The sequence below is a fragment of the Alteromonas sp. BL110 genome, assembly GCF_003443615.1.
In the GTDB taxonomy this organism is placed as follows: domain Bacteria; phylum Pseudomonadota; class Gammaproteobacteria; order Enterobacterales; family Alteromonadaceae; genus Alteromonas.
Genome location: NZ_CP031967.1, coordinates 65,248 through 84,452, shown reverse-complemented (window position 1 = coordinate 84,452; position 19,205 = coordinate 65,248). Strand labels below are relative to the sequence as shown.

Here is a 19,205-nt window from a genome sequence, read left to right as displayed (position 1 = left end):
CTAAAAAAAGAGCTCAGGTTATAGAAAACTGAGCTCTTTAGTGAATGTGATGCAGTGAGTTAAATTGTCGCACTCCTACCTTGAATAGAAGTGCGACAACACCACAACTAAGCGTAATTAGAATGAATAAGTAAATTTAGCATTCCAGTGACGCGGTAGTTCAGGTAGAACGATTTGGCTACCGAATAGGTCAGGGAAGTTAGAACGGAAATAACGTTCATCAGTCAGGTTTTTAACGGTTAAGTTAAATGACCAGTCTTCTGCCTGATAAGATAAGCCAGCATTTACTAGTGTGTAAGCCGGTAGCGTTACAGCTGCGGAGAAACCTGATGCTACTTCTTCAACATCTACAACGCTTACGTTAGCGGCATAACCATTTTGGAAATCGTATGTCGCGGTTAGCGTATAGATGTTTTCCGGGATACCTGCTTTACGACCATCTGTATTGTTAAAGCCTTCTCCGATAAGGTTAAGACCAGTAACGTTACCGCCAAAGATCAATGAAGGATCCTCAAGGTTAACCAAGTCTTCCGCACCCAAGAACCCAAATTGGCTACCATCTTCAAGCGCGGTAAGGTTTATTACCTTAATGTTGGTGTAACCTGCAGATACAACCAAGTTGTCGTTTACTACCCACCGAAGTTCAAATTCAGTACCTTTATTGTTGGTGGTGTTGTTTGTTGTCGTGTTTTGGGCGTTAAAATCAGTGCGCTCTTGCTCAAACGATGAAAGTGCAAAATATAATGTATCTTCTAACAGGGAGCCCTTGATACCAAACTCAAGAAGTTCAGATGTATCGAATGCACTGCCGTCGCCCAGTTGTCCTACGCCAATTTCTGCGCCTTGACCTGCTACAAGCGTGGCCTGTTCTGCTGCGGTTACATAAGGGATTAGGCCGAATTCGAATTCGTAAGAAAGGCTGGCGTTCCAAGACCATCCGTCTACCGTTTCTTCAGCGTATTCTGGTGTTTCGTCACCTGTTGCACCTAACAGAAGGTCGGTACGTGAAGTACTTTCAATATCGATAGTATCGTAACGTAAACCTAATACTAGGTTTAAGCCCCAGTCCCAGGTTAAATCGGTCATTGCCGCAATACCTAGGTCTAGGTAGTTACCTACATCATAGTTATCGTAATTTTTACCTGAACGGGTAGACAATAGACGCTTGTCTAGCGCAGAAGATGGCATGGTCAGGTCGCGGCGATTGAAATACTCGTAAGTGAAATCATCACCGTGTTTGAAATCGGTATAACGTACGGAAGGCGAGAACTGAAATTGTGCTAGTAGTCCGTCGTTTTCGTACTCTGTAGCGAAAATTAGCTTGTCTTCAACAACCCAGCTATCGTGGAATTGTGAGAAACCGTAGGCATTTTCGTTGATGTTGTCGTAGGCATCATAGAAAAGTTGGTTGCGAATTTCCCAGTTATCCGTGTAGTAAATCGTGTCAAAGTAAAGCGTAATAGCTTCGTTGCCAAGCTGATCATCAGGCGCGACCAATACTTGGTTTCCGCTAAGGGTTGTTGTGCCTACGTTTTCTAACTGCATCAAAGCAGTTGCTTCATCATCTGTAAAGCTAGACGCGGGTACGTAAAAGCCGCTTTCACCACCAATGTTTACCGCACCGTATTCTTCGTGGCTAATCTGGCCATCGCCATCTGTATCTAGCGGCTGTGCTGTACCTGTGATGTAGGTACCGTCATCCACCAACTCTTGCGTTAGTCGGTTCCAGCCAGCAACTTGGTTACCGTCATAATCGTGGTACATACCACCAAATTCGAAGCGAAGATTGTCGGTAAGATCAATATTAAATGATGCTTGTAAAACCGTTTGGTCGGTTTGCGTATTGTCGTAATAGCTGTCTGAATTTTCGAGTTCGCCGTAAATGTAGTAGCCCATATCCTTACCTGCTACACTAGTCGGCCCGCCAACCTCAGCGGTTAAAATGCTTTTATCCCAAGAACCTGTGGTATATGACAATGCACCAGTAGGGGCATCTAGATACTGACCGCCAGAAGCACGGGCAGATTTAGGATTAAAGTTCAGGTAACCACCAATTTTAGATGGGCCATAAATAGGCGATGCAGGACCACGTACAATATCAATACGGCTAGAAGCACCAATTGGGGTAGGGTAGTTACCAGGGTTATCTAGACGCTTAACGCCACGAAAATATGTTTCGCCCGGTGTACCACGTACGTCAAGTGAGCCTGCAACACCAAAGAAAGACTGGGTGAACGTACCTGGTGCGAATGCTACTAATTCATCAATATCAGAAACGTTAAAACGCTCCATTTGTTCTTGAGAAATAGTGGACGCAGAACGGGGCGTTTCAAGAATAGACTTACCAAAGCCAAATACTGACTCAACGTCTTGGCCGGGTAAGCTGCCTAGCGACCCAGTTACCTGGATCTTTTCGACATCTTTTTCTTTAACCTCTGTCTCTTCTTGTGCAAATGCTTGAGATGACAATGCTACCGCCGTTGTCATCGCTAAGGCTTTTGCTAGAGGAGATAATGCGAATGTAGTGTTTTTCATGGTTTCCTCGTTATTTTTAGTTGCCCTTTTTTTAGGGCTTTATCGACGCACTATTTCTATTGCGTCTTGCTGTATGCAAGAGGTTTAGCAGAATGAGTGCCAACTTCTTAACCAGTTGGTCAACTTTTAGTCTGCCCTTAAGTTGCTGAATTATATGGATTTAAAAACATAATATTGTTCTTATATTGTTATAATTGTGTTAACTAATAAGGTTTTTCTTATTTTTGCACCTTCGCGGTGATTTCTACCGTAGTTTTGCACTATAAAGGGCAGGGCGAAGTACTTGCTGCTGCTTTATACCTAATATCGCTTTGCGGGAAGACGTTACTGGATTATTGCGATTTTCTTTGTTGCTCATCTTTATCCCGGGAGACGCGGGTTTGACCGCGCTATCCAAAGTTTCTTCAGCTTTAGGTTCTGAATATTGATTCGCGGTTTTTGACGACGCTTCTAATTTAGCGTCAACGCTTTTTTTGCCAGGCAAGGTTAAATCCAAGATAACCGCCGTAAGCCCTGCAGATGTAACCGGAGAAAGGAGAATATTTTCAAGCCAGTTAGGCAGTTGGGCTAAGGCTTCGGGCACCATCATTACCCCAATTGCCATTCCAAGGGCACACGCCGTAACCAAACTGCTGCGTCTATCCAACGCATAGCTGGCAAGAAGTTTAAGACCGCCTACTGCCACCATGGCAAACATCACTAATGTTGCGCCACCTAAAACAGGCTTAGGGATAGCCTGCAGTACACCACCAACAATTGGAAAGCAGCCAATAAGTACAAACAACGCTGCAACGAAAAAGCCCACTTTGCGACTAGCAATGCCGGTTAACTGTATCACTCCGTTATTTTGACCAAAGGTTGTGTTCGGAAAAGTATTAAACATGCCCGCAAGCAGTGAATTTACGCCGTCGCCTAAAATACCGCCCTTTACTCTGGCTAAGTAAATTGGACCGCTAACCGGCTGCTTACAAAAAAGGCTGTTGGCAGTAAGGTCGCCCGCTGTTTCTATTGCGCTGAATAAGTAAATTAGTGCAATTGGCAAAAATAAGTTGATATCAAATGAGATGCCAAAGGCAAACGGCGTAGGAATTGCGACAACGGATAACGAGGCAAGGCCGCTAAAATCGAGTCCTTTTGTAAAGCCGACATAGGTTGCACCCATGGCCATGCCAATAAAAATAGCACTTAAGCGAAGCCAATGATTGTGAGATGCATTTAAAAATACAATGACAAGCAACACGCCAAGGCCAACCGCTAAGTTATCAGTACTCGCGAAGTCTGCGGCGTGAAAACCGCCTGCAAGGTCTGTCATACCCACATTGATTAAGCTAAGCCCTATGGCTGTAATCACAATACCGGTAGTTAACGGGGTAATAATCCGCTTAAGTTTATCGACAAATAGACTAAATACGACCTCAACCAGCGCTCCTGCCATGGTGAGCCCAAACAGAAGCGCTAAGATATCTTCTGGCGCACCGCCATTTGCTTTCACTTGGTTTCCCGCCAAAATCAGCGCGCTGATGAAGGCAAAGCTAGTTCCTTGGATGGCTACCAATCCACTACCTACCGGTCCTATACGCTTTGTTTGTATTGCAGTACCTAGGCCACTAACAAACAGCGCCATGCTGATAAGGTAAGGTGTATATTCGGTAAGACCTAGGGTAGATGTGACGATGAGTGTTGGGGTGATAACGCCAACAAAGCTGGCTAATAAGTGCTGAAACGCCGCGGTAAGAGAGGGAAGAAATGCCGGGCTATCATGGAGATCGTAAAGTAATTCGCTGTGATTTGAAGACATGGTCAATATTTCTTAATAACAGTTGCTAACCAATTGCAAGTTGCAAGATATTGACCAGCTGGTCTGCTAAATGGGGTAAGTGTATCGTGCTGTTTTTAATAGGAATTTTTGTTCTTTATGAGTTTTGCGATAGTGCGAAGGAATTGATAAGCCCCAATTTGGTGCTTAAACAAAAAAATGCGCTAAATTAGCGCATTTCTTAGAGAGATTTTAACGTTTGTTTTAAAGCGTTACGCCTTCCTCTAGGGTGACAAAAATTGAGTGACGCACCTCGTTGTACATTGCACGGGAGCAATGACCTTCACCCTCGGTATCTTCTAGTAACAGTACATCGCCTGCTCCAAATACATGGCGCTCTCCGTTTGATACGGTAAATTCGGCACGACCTTTTAAAATGAAGAGTAATTGTCGTGCAGGCGCAGGGTGCCATTTGAAGTCATAGTCGGCAGGTGTCTCGCGAAAGATAATTTTATCTGCACCAAACTTTTCTGAAAGCATACCGATAGGGCCGCCGTCTTTTAGCGCTATTTCAACCTCGCCAAAATGGCTCTTGCCCGCTTCATCGTTGTAAATCCTTGTTATTTTCATTATCGACCCTTGTTTAAGACTGTACTGATTTGGACATTACGCGTGCTTGAGTTTGCTTATGGTTTTATAAAGTACCGACAAACTGGCAGCTACATCATCACTAGTAATAGACTCAGCAGGGTGGTGGCTTATGCCGCCCTTACAGCGCGTGAACAACATGGCTACTGGGCAAATATCCGCAATAGCCATGGCGTCGTGACCGGCACCTGAAGCTAGAACTCGTGGTGCTATACCGCTTTCTTCAACACCGCGAACGAGCGCTTGCTTTAACTGACTATCGCAATGTACCGCAGGTGCACTATGGGTTTGCTCCCGGGTGAGTGTTAACTGCCTAGCTTGCGCAATGTCATCAAATTTTTGCAATATTTCTGCCAATACTGAATCGCGTAAACCATCATCTTCGCTTCTAATATCAAGGGAAAATCGTGTGCGACCCGATATCACGTTTACGCCGTTCGGCGCATTTTCAATTTTACCTACGGTGGCCACAACGCCAGGGCGTTGTAAGCTAATGCTTTCTACCGCCAATAGCATTTCTGCACTTGCACATAGAGCGTCACGACGCATAGACATGGGCACAGTGCCGGCGTGTCCCGCCATTCCTTCAATGGTAAAGTTAAAGCGCTTGGCACCTGCAATAGCACTTACTACACCTACAGGCAGATTTTCTTGCTCTAAAACGGGGCCTTGTTCAATGTGAAGCTCTAAATAGCCCAAAATGTCGGTGGGGGAAATAGCCGCACTGTTAACCGCATCGAAACTAAGGCCAAAGTTAGTCATGGCTTGCTCTAGGCTGATACCATTTTCATCTTTTAAGTGACGCCATTGCTCCTGCCACTTGCCGGTTAGCGCGCGGCTACCTAATAGCGTGGTGCCAAAACGGGTGCCTTCTTCGTCACAAAAGCCCACAATATCAATGTGAAAAGGAAACTTGGTTTGTGTGCCGTCAAACATGGCAACCATTGAGATAGCGGCAACCACACCTAGCATGCCGTCGTACTTTCCGCCGTTCGGCACAGTGTCGAGATGGCTACCTAGAATCAATCGTGGTGCATTAGGCACACTTGAGGTATAGCGCCCCCAAATATTGCCAACAGCATCTTGCCAGGTGGTCATGCCTGCTTCAATCATCCAGCCAGACGCCAGTTGATTGGCAAGCTTGTGCTGCTCGGTTAAATAGCGCCTGTCTAAGCAACTAGGGTCTTGGCTTAAGGTGCCTAACATTTCGCACCTTGCCATAACCTGCGTGGCTAATTCAGAAAACTCTGCGAATTCACCCATTCGCCGCTCCCGCAGCTTTAGCCTTGGCATAAACACTAAGTGCAGCGTCTACGCCTTTACCCGCAGGTAGCGAGAACCCTTGCATGCGAAGTGCGGTTTCAAGCGACTGAAGGGTATGCAGTACGGCATCTTCTCTGGCGTTGTAACCCATAGTACCAATACGCCAAATTTTTCCTTTTAGTGGCCCAAAGCTAGTGCCAATTTCAATATTGAAGCGCAGCAGTAGGGTTTCGCGCACCTCTTCACCGTGAACACCATCGGGAATATGAACGCCTACTACGTTGTACATTTTGTGCTTAAGGTCGCCGAAAGGTTCAAGCCCCATAGCCTGAATACCGGCTAGCATGGCGTCGCCAGCCACTTTATGTCGTGCAATAACGTTTTGCTGACCTTCTTCTAAATGCAGGCGCGCACATTCACGGGCGCAATAAAGCATACTTGCCGCCTCGGTATGATGATTTAAGCGCTCTTCACCCCAATAATCCATGATCATGGGCAAGTCAAAATAGTTCGAGCGAATTTTAGGGCCTCGTGCAGCTTCATGGTGCGCATCGCGAATACCGGCTTCAACGTGGTGGCGGGTACGTACGGTTTTAACGAATTTATCGCTTAACGTAATAGGTGCACTGCCTGATGGGCCGCCTAAGCATTTTTGCAGGCCAACGGATACTGCATCTAACTTCCATGCATCAACATCAAGCGGGTTTCCACCTACTGACGCAGTTGCATCGCAGTAAAATAAAACATCGTGAGCTTCACAAATAGCGCCAATATGCTCAAGCGGTTGAAGCATGGTGGTAGATGTATCGCCTTGCACTATAGCAAGCAGCTTTGGTTTTACTTCTTTTACTGCTGCTTCAATTTGCTCAGGCGTAAATACTTCGCCCCAAGGTGCTTCGATAGTGTGAACTTCTGCATCAGCGCGCTCGGCTATTTCAGCAAGCAAGTGACCAAAACGCCCGAAGATAGGCACAAGGACTTTGTCGCCAGGCTCTATGGCTGAGACCAAAACCGCTTCAATACCCGCGCGCGACGTACCGTCGACCAAAAAGGTTTGCTGATTTGTGGTATTAAAAACGTCGCGATAAAGTTGCATAACCTCATTCATGTAGCCCGTCATTACTGGGTCGTATTGGCCCACTAATTGTGTAGACATAGCGCTTAGTACACGCGGGTAGCAGTTAATAGGACCTGGGCCCATTAGTAAGCGAGGGGGCGGAGAAAGCGGTGCTAAAGCTCCGTTAGAATTTGTGTTAGTCGCTTTTTGAGACATTTGGGCACTCCTAGATAAGCACTTGCGCTAGCATGCGCAAGCCAGTGATGATGAGAACAACAGCGAAGATTTTCTTAAGTAAACCTGCGTCTAGCTTGTTGGCAATGGTTGCGCCGACAGGAGCAAACAAGACCGTTAGCGGAACAATGCAGGCAAAACCTAATAAGTTTACATAGCCGTATGTTGCGAAGGGGGCGTCAGCAGGTGTAGTTCCTACGAATAACAGCGTAAGTGCCGCGGGTAGCGAAATGATTAGGCCTACCGCCGCCGCAGTCCCCACAGCTTTGTGCGCAGGGTAATTACAAAAGGTAAGTGTAGGCACGGTTAGCGTACCGCCGCCAATACCTACCATAGAGCTAAATAAACCAATACACGTTGCCATTACTGACTGACCTGCACGACCTGGTAGCCCTCTAAATAGCGCGTCTTTTTTGCCAATAAGCATGTTAATCGCCGATAAGGTGGCGATGGTGCCAAACAGTAAAGTAAGGAACGTAGGGTTAACTACTGTAACTGCATAGCTTCCCGCAAGTACTCCAACTAAAATGAATACCGCCCAGGCTTTAAGCAAAGCGAAGTCGACATTGCCTTTACTGTGATGAGCGCGAATAGAGCTAACTGAAGTAGGAACAATAGTCGCAAGCGATGTCGCCGTGGCTATTACCATTGCGCTTTCAGGCGACACGCCTAAAGCTTGGAATAAGAAAAACAGGACTGGCACAATAACAATGCCGCCACCTACGCCAAGCATACCGGCCAGTATGCCAGCAAATACGCCCGTTCCCGCGAGCGATAATATAACCGTGAGGTTATCCATTAAAAACTGCATGTGATTTCTATCTCTTTAACAATTATTATTTAAATATTTTGTATGCGCTGAACTGTTACGGATGCGCCTTTACAGACGCATTCCAATTAACACGGTCAAAGCAACGAGGTTTAGGCTACGCGGTCAAAGCAACGCGGTTTAGGCAACGCCCTTAGTTTGATGAGCGTTAAACGACACAAGTTAAATTGTGCACGCTGGTTAATGCATCGGCTGCGCTGCCCCTAGTTGTAAAAACAAACCTAAGCATGACCGAAGTAAGCTTTACCATCACTTCTTGGGTCACTTGCACCGCTTACAGAGCCCTCTGTGCCGCGAATAATGGCACCCGCGTGGCCCATAAGTTCGTTGCAAGGGTCTACCGTAACCATATCGTGCCCCCGGGCCAGTAAGCTTTCGCCCACATACTCAACTAAATCGCGCTCTGCTTTTAAGTTGTGGCTTTGATCGCCCCAGGTTCTGCCAAGTAACCAACGGCCAAGAGAAATCGCTTTGTCGATAGGCTGTCCATGGTAAATATGGCGGGCAAATAACGCGGCTTGGGTTTGAGGTTGACCCTCACCACCCATGGTGCCGTAACTCATTCGGCGTCCGTCGATAAGCTCGGCAAACGCAGGGTTTAACGTATGGAACGGCTTTAAGCCAGGCGCCAAATATTGATTACTGTTTGGGTCTAGCGAGAACGACGTGCCACGGTTATTCCACACAATACCGGTTTGAGGGCTAACTATGCCCGAGCCAAATTCCCAATAAAGCGACTGAATGTAGCTCACCATGCGCCCTTCTGAATCGCAGCATCCCATCCATATGGTATCGCCGTGCTTGGCTTCGTGAGGCCACGGCAACGCTTTATCTAGTGATATATTTTTTGCCATTTCATCTAGCGCGTCGTCACTTAACAGACTTTGTAAATTAACCGGTGTACGCGACGGGTCGGTTACATTAGCATTGCGCGCAATGAAAGCTTGTTTGGTGCACTCAATAAGTAAATGCACCATGTCGGCATCGGTACTGCCTAAGTGCTGAACTTTGTCATACAGCGCCAAGATAATAAGCGAAGCTACACCTTGTGTGGGTGCAGGCAGGTTATAAAGCTTGCCTTTGCTGGTAGACACTGACAATGGCTCAACAATCGTCGCTTTATAATTGTTGAAATCCTCAAGACGAATAGGGGAACCCGCCGCTTCAAGGTCTTCAGCGAGTTTTGCCGCTAACTCACCGTGATAAAAATCATCAAGCCCTTTGTCTGCCAGATGCTTTAAGGTTTCTGAAAGCTTTGTCAGTTTTAAAATTTTACCTTTTTTAAGCGCCTTGCCCTTAATCAAAAACTGCGCGAAATTTTCATCCAAGCTTAGCTCGTCGAAAGTTTTGTTGCTGGCATCCACTAAACTTTGGGTAACTTCAATCCCCCAATTAGCTTGGCTTATCGCCGTATCGAACAATGTACTTAACGGTAAACCGCTTTGCCATTTGTGGCTTATTTCAAGCGCAGCTTTCCAACCGGCAACTGCGCCAGCCATGGTTAATGCAGACTTTCCGCCTCGGCTAGGTATAGCATCGCTACCTTCGTAAAATGCAGGCGTTGCGCCTTTTGCTGCCACGCCTGATGCATCGATACCTACTGGCTTTTTGCCCGGTTCACTGATGAGCCAAAACCCGTCACCGCCCATGCCGTTCATATGCGGGTATTCAACCGCGATAGAGGCCGCAGCAGCAACCATAGCTTCAATAGCAGTGCCGCCTTTTTCTAGTATGTTTAAGCCCACCTGTGATGCTGCAAAGTGAGGGGCTGTAAACGCAATATTGGGTTTTTCACTCATAATTATTTCCTTCAAAAAATCAGCAACCACGCTGTCTTGTTCAGCCTTAATTGGCCTGTATTAAGCAACAGCCAAACAAAAGCAAGGCAAAAAGACGTACGTTTTGGTCGCACTTGCGCTTACTGCTATCAACTTGAATGCGATAGGGCGCTTAGTGCTTTATTCAAGTGCGCTTTAACCCTTACTTAAATAAAGCCTGACGCGCTTTACACGTTTAGCGATTGGTTAGCGTTTTAGCTAACGCGAGAAGTGCAAGATCGTTGCCTTTTTTGCCCACAAGCGATAAACCGCATGGAGCTTTGTGTAGGGTAAACAACGGTAAATGAAGCTGGGGTAAACCCGCAAGCCCGGCTACCGCAGTAAATGCCAGCAGAGCGTTTCTATCATTTGCCAGAGTCGTATCGTCGGCGTCACATCGAGGAGCTACGCCGGGTGTTGTGGGAACAACCAAAACGTCTACTTCTTCAAATAGCGTATTTAGATGATTTATTACCACGGTTTGTTGCGCTTTAGCTTGTTCTACATCTTGTGTGGTTATGGTTTTACACCAATCCAAGCGCACCATAATATCGTTAGCGATATCGGGTTGAGTGTTTTCAATCCATTCGCCATGCTGCTGCCAAATTTCGTTGCCTTGTAAAGTGCGAAATGTAGCGGCAGTTTGTAACGTGTTTAAATTAAGCCGTGCTTCTGGCAGCGCAATACAATTATTATTGTCTTCAAGTGCTTTAAGCCAGGTTTTACACAGCGATTTGTGAGCAGTTTGCTCAAACAAATGCGTTGCTATACCTAAACGAGGTTCGTTGGGTATGTCGGTTTGCGTAGCGCTCTCTAGACAAACATCGGCCACTTTCGCCAGTGTATCTAAATCCCTTGTCATCCATCCCACGGTATCAAACGAAGGTGCAAGTGCTACCATATTGTCGCAAGCGACGACGCCGTGTGTGGTGCGAAGCCCCCACAATCCTTGGTAGCTTGACGGTACGCGTATAGAGCCACCTGTATCAGTGCCAAGGCCGATATCGGCAAGGTGTGCGCTAACGGCAACCGCAGAGCCCGACGAAGAACCGCCAGGTATGTGAGCTGGAGCTACCGGGTTTACAAGGGTTTCATAATGTTTATTTTGCCCGTGTAAGCTGTAGGCCAGTTCATCGGTAATGGTTTTACCTTTAAACGTGGCGCCTGCTTCAAGCATGTTCGCTACACAGCTATTCGTGCTTTTGGGTACAGAATGCGTTGCCAACCAATCAGGATTGCCCGCCGCTGTTGGTAAGCCTTCAACATCAAATAAGTCTTTTACTGCAAGCCCTAAACCGCTAAGCGGTTTTGCTGCGTTACGCGCTTTTGTTGTACCGTCGGCCACCCCTTGACATGCCACGTTAACTGAAGAAGATGTCTCGTCTTCACCGTTACTAATGCCATTGAACGTTGCTTCTAGATTTTTAATTGCCTGTGTGAACTTTGCATCACAGGGCTTCAGTACAAAAGGAGAGCTCACAGCGCGTTACTTATTCGTTATTGTTTCTTTATTAGTCTTTCCTTCATGAAACAACTGTTTCACTATAAAGTCAAGAGAAACGATCGTTGCTTTTAATTTGAATAGGCAAAAATTAACGAAAGAGAATAAAGAAAGACGTGATCAAGAGAAAAAAACAGAGCGCCGCGGTTTAGCACGTTTACCGGGTTATGAAATTTTTCGGCGCTTTCTCTTCGTTTTCTTTGTCTAGGGCGACGGGTATAAATAGCTTGGGGCTAAACGCAACGCAGGTAATGAGGAGTTAAAAGCCCTGAGGGTTCTCTTTCAAAAAGGCAATTTCTTCGGCTGTAGACTCTCGCCCTAACACCGCATTTCGATGAGGATAGCGACCAAACCTTTCAATGATTTCTTGATGGCGCTTTTCAAAAGTATATTCCCGCTCAAGCCCTTCTTGCGAGAACAGCTCCATCGCGACATCGTGAATAGCTAGCGACTCACTGTGCATAAAGGGCATATAAAGAAACGCCCGCTGCCAAGGCGTGAGCATTTTATCAGCTTCTACGCTTACCGCTTCCTGCGCTAATACCAGCGCGATGCTGTCGGCACTAAATGCATCTGGTTGATTGCGATAAATATTTCGGGAGAACTGATCAAGAAGAATGATTTCGGCAAGTCGACCCGTTGCCGTAGCGCGCCAAGGCCACAGCTCGCCGCGCGCCGCTGCTGTATGCAAAGCAGAAAACCGTGAAGCAATGGTTTTATCCAGTGCTATATCTTCTTTAAACCATTGTTCCGGTGACAGTTCACCAAACCAAAAGTCTAGTATACCGTTAGCCTCTTCCATGACTACTTGCGTTTTATCCATATTCACCTCAACTACACGCTTACTGCAGTAAAATTAAAGTCATTAAGACTTATACCTTCTTTTTACCGAAAAAGTTCCATTTTTGCTTGCGAAATCGTAATTATGTGCTACGACCGCTTATATATTATTGCTTAAAAAGTATGCTGTGGGAAGGGTTAACGCTTAGGGCTTTCTAGTTCATCCATTTGAATATAGATATCAGTTATAGCATCAACACGGTCTGCTGCCTCACTGCCTAACTCGTCGTAGGTAAGGTTACAAAGGGATGCGACTAAGCTCATTGGGGCGGCGTAGCTATCGAAAGGCGAGTCACTACCAATGTGGGTTACAAGAAGGTGGTCAACATCGTGGCGATAACCTTGGCCTGTAGGGTCGGTTATAAGCACAGTTTTGCAGTGTTTAATGCTGTTTAGTACAAACTTGAACTGGCGGGTCCTGCGGCGAAAGCCAAAAAGTACCACTAGGTCGTTTTCAGTGAGGTCGATAAGATCTTCGCTAAGGGTCTGCCCGGGTTGGGGTAGTACGCGAACCGACGCCCTAATTTGTTTAAGCTGTTGCCTAAAGTGAAGGGCTATAGGATAAGCGTTGCGAAACCCAATTAACGTTACTTGACCGGCTGAGGCAAGCAGCTTCGCGATGTCTCTTAATGCGTCTGACGATGTGCCTTCAAATGTATTGGCTAAATTTTTACTATCACTTTCGTGTTGTAAAACACTGCTGGAAGGGCTTACCACAGGCACGCCTTGCTCACGAAGTTGCACTAATGCGTCTTTTGCTTGCTGGTGCGACTCGAATCCCAACTGTCGAAAGAACCTACTTACGGTAGCTTTTGATGTTCCGGTTTTTTCTGCAATAAAAGAAGTGGACTGGCTAAGCACGGCGATAGGGTTTTGCTGGATGTAATGCGCGATAGATTTGCCCGAAGGCGATAACGCGGCATAGTGTTTTTCAATTTGTTGTAAAACGTCGCTAGGGCTATTTTTTGTCATTGGTATCGCCTTATACATCTTGTGCAATTATTTCACGACTTTTGTTCGATATACAAACACAACGTGAAATCACCCAAACAATTCCACGTAAAATCACCAAGGTTTATAAGATAAACACATCAATAATGAACAAATACGTGATTAATTGCCGCGCTGCAAATTCCATTTATCGAAACGAACTTTAAAAAATCTATAGTCATTAAAAGGTTACGACAACGTCGTGCCGTATTGGGCTAAAGTTGCATCTAATTACTTCTTCAAGCCAGGCACTTTGGCACTACACTTTCATACATACTAACGGTAAAAATTCACGAAAGTGTCATCGGTTGGTAACTATTTTATTGGCTTCGCTGTTTTTTCAGACTCATCGTCTATTTGGAAAGTTCTTCAGCGAGTTCAGTATGTTTTAAAGAAAGAGGTGAGTTGTGGCAAAGCTGTGGTCTGAATTGATCTTGCTATTTGTAGCAGTTCCTTTTGCCGTTCTCTACTGGATTAAACATTTTGCAGATTATCTCATGCCTATCTTAGGGGTAATGGGGCTTTGCTGTTTAGCTGTTTTGTTAGCAGATAAGCAATTTAAACGCGTTAAATTGTGGCATTGGGAAGACTATCGAATACATTTTAAAAGTACGCTCAGGCTTTTTTTGCCTTGGGCGAGTTTGCTTGCGCTTGTGGTTTATTTTTCAAAGCCCGAATTATTTTTACACTGGCCTATGAATCAGCCATGGATGTGGGTAGCTACGTTGCTGATTTACCCCATAGTGTCGGTTATCCCGCAAGAGATTATCTTTCGCACCTATTTCTTTCATCGTTACAAACGTATTTTGCCTTCCAAATACGCAAGATGGGCGCTAAGTACCTTTTTATTTGGCCTAGCCCACTTGGTATACGGTAACTGGATTGCGGTAGTGGTCTCTTGGATTGGCGGAGCCATCTTTGGATACAGGTACATGCAAACAAACTCAACACCGGTTGTGGTTATTGAGCATGCTATATGGGGAAGCTTCTTGTTCACCATTGGATTGGGATCTTATTTAGTCATTGCTTCGTAACAAATTTCGTTAATAACAACCACACATGAACACCAAGGAGTAGGGTTATGTTCAGCGCTTTGCAAGCTTCGCTATCGCCCATTGCAGATAAATGCTTGGAGAATTTTTCCTTCTTAAGTGGCTCAGCCTTGAGCAACCGCGTTGTGCAAACTCTGTTGCAACAAGAAGATGAGGCTGGCGGTATTAACAGTTTGTCTAGCGCTCAGTCGTTACTTTCGCAGCTGTGGGATAGCTTTGTATATCGTCTACCTGGTTTGGCACTAGGCATAGTCATTATGGTGGCCTTTATTCTTTTGGCGCCGCACATTGCAAAGGTTTTAGTTAAACCGTTAACGCGAACTACCACATCTCCGCTACTGCGCTCGGTAATTCAACGGGGCGTTAGCTTGGTTTTAATACTACTTGGTATTTATCTGTTTCTGTTTTTAGCTGGACTAACGGGGTTTGCCATCGCCGTGGTGAGCGGGACCGGTGTGGTAGGGCTTATTCTTGGTTTTGCGTTTCGCGATATTGCAGAGAATTTTATTTCAAGCCTTTTGCTTACTATTCAGCGCCCATTCCGAATAGGCGATATAGTACAAATTAATGACTTCACCGGCATTATCCAAAAAGTGACGGCACGGGCAACCACAATGGTGGACTTCGACGGTAACCATATACAAATACCTAACGCGACTATTTATAAAGGCGTGATTAAGAACCTAACAGCTAACCCTCTTATGCGAGGGCACTTTGTTATTGGTGTAGGCTACGACGCTGATATACAAGAAGCACAACAAATTGCCCAAGAAGTTATAGCGCAGCAAGATAACGTATTAAGCGACCCTGAACCGCAAACTCTTATTGATGAACTCGGTTCGTCAACATATAACGTGAAGGTGTATTTTTGGGTGGATGTAGAGAAAACCAGTGTGTTGAAAATGGCATCTGTACTAATGCGCAATATCACGCAGGCGTTCTTAGACGCCAACATCAGCATGCCTGATGATGCCCGAGAGCGCATATTTCCAGATGGCATGCACCTTAGTGTTGAGCAAAGTGAATCGGCGGGCTCGCAAAGCCACGAAACAAGCTCAGAAGGCAGCCCAGAAAGTCAAAAAAGCGTGTCTGCTGGGTTCTCGGGCGGGCACGAATCCGGTCATGGAGACGAAGATGACCATGCAAGTGACGAAAGTGGTCGAGCTAAAAACACTGAAAGCGCTGCCAATATGAAGAGCCACAACAAGCCTCAGTTTAAAAATAAGAACCCGCTGGGTCACAGTCCAGCTGGTGATTATACCGTTGAGTCAGGCGATGCTTCAGAACAAAGTAATAAGCGAAAAGATGCGAATGATCACGCAAGTGATGTTCAAAAAAGAAATCGCAAACAGCGAACGCCAGTTAAAGATGACGTATCTTCAGAAGCCCATGAAATAAGAGAGCAGGCTCGCAAGTCGAGAGACCCGGAAGCAGGTGAAAATATTCTTTAGCGTGCGCTATGGTAAAACGTTAAAAGGCTAGCTGATATAAACAAACTTATCGGCAACTGTAGCTTCAGTTGCCAATAAGTTAGCACGTGAAATTACAGCGACATCTTATTACAAATGCTTCAAGCGAATTTCTGCTTCAGGTTTTAAAACGCTATATCTAAATTAAACTGGCGCTACGGGCGATAAGTTACACCTGCCAAGAAAGCCTTGCCATAAATTTACATGAGCTTTCATAGCGTGACTGTATTCGTCGAAGCCATCTTCGGTTTGCAGTCTAATATAGCGTTTGAACTCTTCATGTAATGATGGCTGTGCAAGCCAGTCTTTCCATAACGGTGCTAGCTTGTAATGGTATTGGTTGACCAAGCTACCTACAGGCTGTATTTCCTCTATAAAAAATAAATAGAACACATTGCGCAGTATTTTTGCTTTATCACTAGCGCGGCCATCCGGGCAACTTACAGCATCAAGTTCACTGGTTAGCATATTCGTAAGTATTGAAAGGTTTTGCGTTAACGTTTGCTGTGTGTGCCAAAGCGTAGCGGGTAAACGGGCTGAACGTATTATTTGAAGTTGTTGTTCTAACACGCTGCTGTCAATAGAGCCCTTGCTGTTAGCTGAACTTTCACTGCTAACATTTTTGTTGCCGGTAACCCTTCGGCCCTCGTCACCAGAACTATTGCTAACGCTTTTTTCATTCTCTAATCCAGTTTTAGAGCCGCGTAGTGAAGTCGGCTCGTCAGAAGAAAATGGCACATTGTTTAAGCTGCTCAAATAAAACAGCGCATTAACACTTGAAAGGGCATCTTTATTATTTTCAACGGAAAGCAAGCGTTCAGGTGTATTCAGGGCCAATCGTAATTCCTGACTTCCTTGAATAAGGTTCGCCCAGGTTTTGCTGTAATCTCGTGACTTTTGTTCTCTCCACGATGCAATAGTTGCAGCCAGTGCCCGACTGCTACTGTTCGCGTTCTCACCAGCGCTTTTACTTTCACTTTGGTTAGCACCGTCTTCTTTCGCGAGTGCTGCTTCACAGCTTTTCAAAACGTTTAGTAGCTTGCTTTCGTAAGCTAACCTTTGGGACGGCAGCTGACTTTTTCCTAATGAAGTATTGCGCTCGGCAACCACGGTACCTAACTCACAATCTTGCAGCGCGTAAAACTCGCGCAAGTTAATGCTAACGCCCTCTATGGTGTGTTTTAGCGTTGCCGAATCAGCGAGCCTAGGAAGCGGGGTAGTGATCTTGTCGTTGAAAGTTTCGGGGAGGGGAGTTTCCAGTACTCTAGAAAGTCGTTCTGCATAATCTTCAATGCTTTGCTTTACCGTACTGCCTCCAAGGCAACCGAACAAGGTAACTAAGCCCGCGCTGACGATGCCAACGCGGCAGAGGTTCATGAATCCACCGCGTAAAGCTTTCATGCTGATGCACCCGTATGAAGGCCGCGGCCACCGTCAACATAAATGATTTGCCCAGTAATATAGGGCGCCGACACTAAAAACGACAGAGTATTCGCAATATCTTCAGGCGTACCTAGTTCGCCCAATGGAATGCTTGATAGCAGTTTATCTTTTTCTGCATTATCCATTTCCCGTTCTGGCCACAAAATGGCGCCAGGGGCGATACCGTTAACTCGTACTTTAGGGGCTAAATCTATAGCTAGTGATTGGGTAAGCGAAGCAAGGCCCGATTTAGCAATTAAGTAAACGCTGTGTTTAGGGAGGGGGCGGTCTATGTGCATATCTACTAAATTAATAATACAGCCCTTGGTCGCTTCTAAAGCTGGCGCCAGCGCTTGTGACAAAAACAGCGGCCCTTTTACATTGCTACCTACTAAAGAATCCCAGTCACCTTCTGAAATATCGCCCACTGGCGTAGGGTAAAAGCTTGAAGCATTGTTAACTAACACATCTAGCTGGCCCCACACATTTAAGGCACGCTGGCCTAATGCGTTTACCTCGTTTGAGTTACAAAGGTTAGCTTGTAGGCAGGTGGCAGAATCAACACGCTGACTATTTAATTTTTCAGCTAGCGCAAAGGCATCGTCTTTGGAATGCCCGTAGTGAATAATAACGCGATAGCCTTCGCTATGAAGCTTACACGCCATAGCGGCGCCTATACGTTTCGCTGCCCCGGTTATAAGTGCTACAGGGCCTTGATTTGTCATAATAAACGCTACTCTCTATTTTAAATCGTGTGGCGGCAATGAGGCTGAGTGCCGTTTAGCCTTAATGCCTATAGATGTCTTCTAATATTTGTTCGGCTTGCGCAATATAATGCGAACCGAATAATAACCCGTGATTTAAAATATGGTAAAGCTGATAAATTGGTTTTCTTAAAGTGTAATTTTCTTCAATTGGCGTGTGCTGGTGGTAGCCATCAAAGAAGGTGTCGGGAAAGCCACCAAACAGCTCAGCCATAGCTAGGTCGGTTTCGCCGTCGCCAACATACACTGCTGGGTCGAACAAAACAGGGCCCTTTTTATTAAAGCCGGCATTACCCGCCCATAAATCGCCGTGAAGCAGCGAAGGGTGGGGTTGATGTAAGCTTAATAGATGCTTTACTTTCCTAACGATATTCTCAATATCACCGTGTTGTTTTGACCACAAGCCATTTGACGCCAAGCGTTCTAACATACTGCCAATGCGTTTCTCGGCAAAAAAGTCAGCCCAGGATGCCATGCGTCCGTTGGTTTGCACGCTGGCGCCAATATAGTTGTCGTGGGGCCACCCATAGCTGGTGTAGGCGTTAACGCTATGCAGCGCAGCAAGCTGTTGGCCTAGCTTAAAATAATCGCCTGCGGCAGGTTCAACGAACCGAATATGAGAAAGTACTAAATATTCCATATTGGGCGACTCGTTAGCGGTAATACCGTGGCAAATTACTTGCGGAGTAGAAATAGTGTTTGTGTTGGCAATAGCAGTAAGCCCTTCAGCTTCATGTGAAAGTTGCTGTGTGTCGTCGTAGCGCCTTGTTTTGACAAAGTACCTATGGGCTTCATCTTTTATGATAAAGCTTTCGTGAGTATCGCCGCCGCTTACACGCTCGGCTTTCTGGCAGCTGAAAAATTGCTGGGTCTCATCTGAAATATGCTCGCTAATAAAATGCCACATATTACACACTCTGCTTGGTTTAATGCTTAAGCTCAATGCGGAAAGGGTGTTCTGCAATTATTGGCCTCATGCCGTGTAAAGTGCATATAAGTGGTTAGCTTATCCACCGTTATCGCCTTCA

15 protein-coding genes are annotated in these 19,205 nt (G+C 45.8%); 2 read left to right on the top strand and 13 right to left on the bottom strand.

The window, feature by feature from the left end:
• Nucleotides 1-117: 117 nt before the first annotated feature.
• The 10 genes from D1814_RS00355 to D1814_RS00310 form a co-directional block, all read right to left on the bottom strand.
• Entirely contained in the window at nt 118-2,535 is a 2,418-nt protein-coding gene (locus D1814_RS00355) for a TonB-dependent siderophore receptor (protein WP_118489599.1), read from the bottom strand.
• A gap of 244 nt (nt 2,536-2,779) precedes the next feature.
• Entirely contained in the window at nt 2,780-4,333 is a 1,554-nt protein-coding gene (locus D1814_RS00350) for a uracil-xanthine permease family protein (RefSeq protein WP_232368939.1), read from the bottom strand.
• A gap of 222 nt (nt 4,334-4,555) precedes the next feature.
• Complete coding sequence (locus D1814_RS00345; RefSeq protein WP_118489598.1) at nt 4,556-4,921, bottom strand: AraC family ligand binding domain-containing protein; 366 nt, start codon at nt 4,919-4,921, stop codon at nt 4,556-4,558.
• A gap of 36 nt (nt 4,922-4,957) precedes the next feature.
• Nucleotides 4,958-6,202: an allantoate amidohydrolase gene (locus D1814_RS00340; protein WP_118489597.1), complete on the bottom strand. Its 1,245-nt coding sequence runs from the start codon at nt 6,200-6,202 to the stop codon at nt 4,958-4,960.
• Nucleotides 6,195-7,475: a pyridoxal-phosphate-dependent aminotransferase family protein gene (locus D1814_RS00335; protein ID WP_118489596.1), complete on the bottom strand. Its 1,281-nt coding sequence runs from the start codon at nt 7,473-7,475 to the stop codon at nt 6,195-6,197. The genes D1814_RS00340 and D1814_RS00335 overlap by 8 nt, the downstream gene beginning before the upstream one ends.
• 10 nt (nt 7,476-7,485) lie before the next feature.
• Nucleotides 7,486-8,304, bottom strand: coding sequence for a sulfite exporter TauE/SafE family protein (locus D1814_RS00330; RefSeq protein WP_118489595.1), 819 nt, complete (start codon nt 8,302-8,304; stop codon nt 7,486-7,488).
• Between the two features lie 239 nt (nt 8,305-8,543).
• Nucleotides 8,544-10,121 (bottom strand): gamma-glutamyltransferase family protein, encoded by a 1,578-nt coding sequence (locus tag D1814_RS00325; RefSeq protein WP_118489594.1) that lies wholly within the window; start codon nt 10,119-10,121, stop codon nt 8,544-8,546.
• 214 nt (nt 10,122-10,335) lie between these two features.
• On the bottom strand, nt 10,336-11,619 hold the full coding sequence (locus tag D1814_RS00320) for an amidase (protein ID WP_118489593.1): 1,284 nt from the start codon (nt 11,617-11,619) through the stop codon (nt 10,336-10,338).
• A gap of 280 nt (nt 11,620-11,899) precedes the next feature.
• Nucleotides 11,900-12,463, bottom strand: a complete 564-nt coding sequence (locus tag D1814_RS00315) for a DUF924 family protein (protein ID WP_118489592.1) — start codon at nt 12,461-12,463, stop codon at nt 11,900-11,902.
• Between the two features lie 155 nt (nt 12,464-12,618).
• Entirely contained in the window at nt 12,619-13,452 is an 834-nt protein-coding gene (locus tag D1814_RS00310) for a MurR/RpiR family transcriptional regulator (RefSeq protein WP_118489591.1), read from the bottom strand.
• A 425-nt stretch (nt 13,453-13,877) separates the two neighbouring features.
• Between D1814_RS00310 and D1814_RS00305 the strand changes: the two genes are divergently transcribed.
• Entirely contained in the window at nt 13,878-14,504 is a 627-nt protein-coding gene (locus D1814_RS00305; protein ID WP_118489590.1) for a CPBP family intramembrane glutamic endopeptidase, read from the top strand.
• Nucleotides 14,505-14,551: 47 nt separating this feature from the next.
• A complete protein-coding gene (locus tag D1814_RS00300) occupies nt 14,552-15,973 on the top strand; it encodes a mechanosensitive ion channel family protein (protein ID WP_232368938.1) in 1,422 nt (473 codons plus the stop codon).
• A gap of 162 nt (nt 15,974-16,135) precedes the next feature.
• On the opposite strand, the gene D1814_RS00295 is transcribed toward D1814_RS00300, so the two are convergent.
• From D1814_RS00295 to D1814_RS00285, 3 genes are all read right to left on the bottom strand, one after another.
• Nucleotides 16,136-17,392 carry a DUF3080 family protein gene (locus tag D1814_RS00295; protein WP_118489589.1) on the bottom strand — a complete coding sequence of 419 codons (1,257 nt, stop codon included), beginning with the start codon at nt 17,390-17,392 and terminating at the stop codon, nt 16,136-16,138.
• Complete coding sequence (locus D1814_RS00290) at nt 17,389-18,138, bottom strand: pteridine reductase (RefSeq protein WP_118489588.1); 750 nt, start codon at nt 18,136-18,138, stop codon at nt 17,389-17,391. The genes D1814_RS00295 and D1814_RS00290 overlap by 4 nt, the downstream gene beginning before the upstream one ends.
• Nucleotides 18,139-18,199: 61 nt before the next feature.
• A complete protein-coding gene (locus tag D1814_RS00285; protein WP_118489587.1) occupies nt 18,200-19,084 on the bottom strand; it encodes a fructosamine kinase family protein in 885 nt (294 codons plus the stop codon).
• Nucleotides 19,085-19,205 lie beyond the last annotated feature (121 nt).